The sequence below is a fragment of the uncultured Ruminococcus sp. genome (assembly GCF_946415235.1).
GTDB lineage: Bacteria > Bacillota > Clostridia > Oscillospirales > Ruminococcaceae > Ruminococcus.
In genome coordinates this window covers 1-5,258 of the sequence record NZ_CAMKRR010000150.1, presented here as the reverse complement: position 1 = coordinate 5,258, position 5,258 = coordinate 1, and the positions used below count along the sequence as shown (strand labels likewise).

Here is a 5,258-nt window from a genome sequence, read left to right as displayed (position 1 = left end):
TTATAAGTAATAACTGATCGGAACTTCACAAACGGTCCCGGTCATGTTATAATAGTGATACAGAAACACATAAGGAGGTATCCCACATGAGCAAGAAATAAATACTTTGTGTCATTAAATACAATTCTGTGTCATATAATACATTTTAGCAAAGTTTTACAAGTATATTATGCGTTAAATTATACTTGCGGTTTAACTCGATTATAATTATATAAAAAGCCGACTTTGTATGGCATCTGTTAGAAACCAACAAAATCGGCTTTGAAATCGTTTGAAAATTCTCTATTCAATTTTTCTCTTTTTGGGGTGAATTATCCGTTTTTTGCTCCTGACAACCTCCAAAGCAACTCTGAAAAGGCTCTCTGGAAGGGTTCGAATCCAATTTTTATGGTTTGGGATCTACTGCTTCACCTTGAAAAATTTTCTCTCTTGGAACAAAAAAACTCCCGAAAAATCGGGAGTTTTTGGGGTGGGATCTAAATCGATTCACCATTTTGGCGCAGTGGGTGGGATTCGAACCCACGTCCCTCAAGGGGCATCATGATTTCGAGTCATGTCCGTTATGACCACTTCGATACCACTGCGTATTTAATTTAACTATAAAACTGCGAGAAAACTGCGAGAAAGCCAATTGCAAACGCAACTGTGAACACCGCCGAAACCACGCAGAACAGGGATAAATCAAAGTGCGGCAAGCTCAGAAACGACTATGTTTCGAGTCATGTCCGTTATGACCACTTCGATACCACTGCATAAAATCACTATAATATTATATCATAAAGAAATAACAAAATCAATAGGATTATAAAAAAATAATATTATAACAAAAAGCTGCCGATCTGTTCACACCAAAAACACAGGAAAGCTGCATTGAAAATGGCAGAAGTCAGAGAATATTGCCCTGACCTCTGCCATTGTTTGTATGATATTGAACCTATCGTTTCCCGAAGAGCTTTTGGCGGATTTTATTTTTGTCCTTCGGATCGTCCTGAAGCTGCTTTTCCTGCGGCTGTGGTTTTGATATTTCGCTTTGCGGCTGTTGTTCCGTTTTGTAGAGCTGAGCACACACGACGTATTTCCCCGAAAAAGCAGTACCTTCCTTTTTGTCGAGCAGCATCCTGCATATATTGAGGATAGTGCTGTATTTTTTTGTATTACGGGTATTTATGCACTTGTCGAATTCGGCGGTGATATTATGTGGAACGACTACCTCATCGAAATATGACAAGGCTTCTTTCAGAAGGTGAGAGCTGTGCGAACTGGCTGTCAGCTTTATGAGTATCGCGGCAGCAGCCTTTATGATACGGTTTTCTGCGCGGTCAGGCGTAAAAACGTCATGTCGCACGTAGATACGTTCGCGGTGGACGAGATTGCGGCGGATATTCTCGGCGAACATAATAGTTCCCTGTACTGATGTGAGATTATCCTCACGGCTTGCATAAGCGGAGAGGACGCCGCTTTTTATAATCTTCATGGTCTCGCCTGCAAAAACTGATATGAAGTACTCCATGAAGTTCATATCCGGGTCAAAGGACAAAGGTCTGAACTCGTATCCGCACCGTTTGCAGAACTCGGTGCAGAGCAATTTACGCGCATTTGCAGTACCGCCTTCGGTATTCGGAAGTATCTCGATAAGAGTTCCGTCGGCAAGGCAGACAAATCCGCAGTAATCTCCTGCCATGAAGTATTTTACTCCGCTTTTCCGACTGACAGTGACTGCGTTGCTGCCGTCGGCTGTACAGACCTCGGCAAACTCGCCGAGCATATTGGAAAGCTCGCCGTTTTTCGGAGAGACCTCCGCGATTATTCCATTTGCTGATACGCAAAACTGTCTGGTGTACATTTTATTCTCCGTTCTCAGGATCTATCCTTGTAGATCTTAATGAAATGCTCCTTGTTCCAGTTTTTTGGATTTCCGAGACGGTACAGCTTCTGTCCCGAATCGAACTGCTTGATATACTTCGGAGTGATGCACTCGACAAATACATTGTCATCATTCAGGACGAGCCTGATCCTTTCGTAGTCATCGAAGAAGTACTCCTGGAGGAGAGGGATTATTTTAGTCGAGAATACCCCTCTCAGTTCGTCGATAGTTGTGATACAGCCGATGTTGTTCATGAAGTATGCATGGCCTATAGCGTGTTCGCGGTCGTAGTAGTATTCGATACGCTCGTTCAGAGCAGTGAGAAGCTCACAGAGGTCAACGCCGTCGCAGTTCCCGAGGAGGGAGGGCTCAGGCATCATCTCTATGAAGTTGAATCTTCTTCTCAGAGCGGTATCGAGCATAGCGATAGAACGGTCGGCAGTATTCATTGTACCGAGGATATACAGATTCGGCGGGACAGAGAACTCTGTCTGCGAGTAGGGGAGAATGATGGTAGTTCCGCGCTTGGACTCCTCGATGAGAGTGATGAGCTCACCGAATATCCTTGATATATTGCCTCGGTTTATCTCGTCGATAATGGCGACGAAGTTCATGCTCGGACTTTTTGCCGCCTTTTCGCAAAGGGACTTGAATATGCCGTTGTATGGGCGGTAGATTACGGTAGTATCGGCGTGTGCGATATTTGAATCGTTGCCGTATTTGTCAACTACAACAGGGCGGATACCCTCAACGAATTCCTCATAGCTCAGGGACTGATGGAAGGTGGTGAATTTTATCTGACCTGTGGCGGCGTATTCCTCATAGCGTTCCTTTATAGCACCGTAGGTCTCGCCCTGGGCTATCTTCTGACCTTCCACAAGCTCGACCGCATATTTTACGACATTGTAGGTCTTACCTGTTCCGGGAGGGCCGTAAAGTATCTGATTGAGCGAAGCTTCCGCCCCCGAGAGCGGCTGATCCGATGTGGGAGCGGTTATGGGAACAGGCTTTTTCTGAGCGGCGAGCAGCTTCCATGACATGATGTCAAAAGCCCTCATGTTCTTGAATCTGAAGTTTGCGTTGCGGAAATCTATTATCTTATGGCAGTTGATGATATACTGAGATATATCTCCGACGCTCTTCAGCTCGATGCCGAGCTCGTCAAAAACGAGGGAATCTGTGGCTCTTTCGCCGAGAATAGGGAAGGTTTCGGGCTTGAGGCAGTGCAGTATCCTTGACATGACGAATACGGGCATTCCCGAATCCCTGAGGTGTGCATTTATCATCTTCTGAGCCGTAACGAGTATCTTGTTATCGCTTTCGAGTCCTGAGAGATTTATACACATCTTGAAAAAGAACTGTATCGCTTCATCTTTTTCCGCGACGAGAGATTCTCTGAACGAAAACGGAGCTGTAAGGAATTCCATTTCCTGCTTTTCAACGAGGTGGCTGAACAGCATTCTCGAACCGTTGCTCCATATCTTGTCGAGCTCAAGCTCGAGCTCACGTTTATCGTTGTGGAGCATATGGCATTTCTGAATACGGGTCTTAAGGTCTGATCTGTCGTTTTTCCATACTCCGAGAGAGAGCGAGTACAGCAGTTCAAGGTCATGGAAATCAATGATGCTGGTCTTTCTCAGCTTTGAATAGCATTCTATGGCTTTGTTTACAGATCGGTATGTTCCGTCGAATTCTTCTGGTTGGATCTCATTTTTGTTTTTAAGTTCGTCAATAATAATATTTTTATCCATTTTATATGACAACCTTTCCAAATAATATCCTATAGTTATTGTATCATACTGACAAACGTATGTCAACTGAGTTTGAAATTTTTACACACCATTCACAAAGAAATGCGATTTTTATTGCTGAATTAATTATTTTACTCAAACCTTGGGTATGGCTGAAAACAGGGGCTCATAAAAAAAGCCACAGGCCTTTTGAGAACCTGTGACTTTAAATAAATATATATAAGCATTATGAAATGGAGTTCAGCTTCACTTTGTGAGAGCTATGACCTTTTCATAAGCAGGCTTAGGCTGATAGCCGTTTGTGAACAGGAGTGGATTCTGTGATGATCTCCAGCTTACGCTGTCCTGTGTGCCCCAGATGGTAACAGCAGGGATCTGTGCTGAGTTAGCCATTGCGAGCTTGAAGATCTTCTCGTAGAGGTCTGCCTGTTCCTGTGAATTGCTGCAGGTGATGTCAAGCTCTGTGATCTGTACCTCAAGACCTGTGCTGAGGAACTTCTTGAGAGCTGTCTCGTATGTATTTGCATCGGGATATTTTGTATCAAGATGCGACTGCATACCGATACCGTCGATATAGCCGAGCTCCTTGAGCTTCATTGCCATGTTGTAGATATCGTTTGTCTTTGCTGGAATGTACTCGTTATAGTCGTTGAGATAGAGCTTGCAGCCTGCGGGAGCATACTGCCTTGCGTACTTGAATGCGTTGATAACGAAGCTGTCATCGCCGTAAACTCTTACCCAGTTGGAGTTGTCAGCGCCTCTCATTCCGCCGCCGTCATTGAGGAAGAGTTCGTTGCAGACGTCGTATGAGTATACTTCAAGGTTAGGATACTCTGACTTGAGAGCTGCGAAAGTATTCTTTATCATGCTTTCGAGACGCTGATTCATGATATCCTTTGAAACATATGCGCCGTTCTGTGAGAAGTTCTCACGGAAGAACCAGTCGGGAGTCTGGCTGTACCATACGAATGTATGACCGCGGAGAGCGATGCCGTTCTCCTCGCAGAACTTAAGAGTCTGAGCTGCTCTGCTGAGGCTTATCTGAGTATTGGTGTTGTTGCCTCTCTGCTGACAAGCTGACTGATCGAGTATGCTGTCGGGCTTGAGCTCATTCTCGGGAGTAATGGAGCTGTAGTTCTTCTTGAGGAATTCAGCGCCGCTGCCGAGCTCGTGAGGACTTACGGATGTACCGATCTTGAAGTAGCTTGCAAATGCATTCTTGAAGCCGTCGCCCTGTGAGCTCGTATTGTTCTGCTGCTGACCGTTGTTCCAGTTGTTCCAGTCGTTATTCTGCTGCTGATTCTGGTTATTCCAGCCGTTGTTATTGTTCCAGTTGTCCCAGCCGTTATTCTGCTGCTGATTCTGGTTATTCCAGCCGTTGTTATTGTTCCAGCTGTCCCAGCCGTTATTCTGCTGGTTCTGGTTGTTCCAGTTGTTTACATCCCAGTTGTACCAGCCGTTATTGTTGTTATTGTTGTTCCAGTTGTTATTGTTCCAGCCGTTGTTCTGATTGTTCCAGTTGTCCCAGCCGTTATTCTGCTGCTGGTTCTGGTTATTCCAGTTATTTACATTCCAGTTATTCCAGTCATTGTTCTGCTGCTGACCGTTGTTCCAGTTATTCCAGTCATTGTTCTGCTGCTGAC

General features: G+C 44.8%; 3 protein-coding genes and 1 tRNA gene. All 4 read right to left on the bottom strand.

Annotated elements, in window-relative coordinates:
- Positions 1–495: 495 nt before the first annotated feature.
- Positions 496–584: transfer RNA gene (locus Q0R37_RS15085), tRNA-Ser, on the bottom strand.
- Between the two features lie 350 nt (positions 585–934).
- Positions 935–1,843 (bottom strand): hypothetical protein, encoded by a 909-nt coding sequence (locus Q0R37_RS15080; RefSeq protein WP_294755405.1) that lies wholly within the window; start codon positions 1,841–1,843, stop codon positions 935–937.
- A 14-nt stretch (positions 1,844–1,857) separates the two neighbouring features.
- Positions 1,858–3,615 carry an AAA family ATPase gene (locus Q0R37_RS15075; protein WP_294755403.1) on the bottom strand — a complete coding sequence of 586 codons (1,758 nt, stop codon included), beginning with the start codon at positions 3,613–3,615 and terminating at the stop codon, positions 1,858–1,860.
- A gap of 246 nt (positions 3,616–3,861) precedes the next feature.
- A partial coding sequence (locus Q0R37_RS15070; RefSeq protein WP_294755402.1) for an endo-1,4-beta-xylanase occupies positions 3,862–5,258 on the bottom strand: 1,397 nt, incomplete at its 5' end.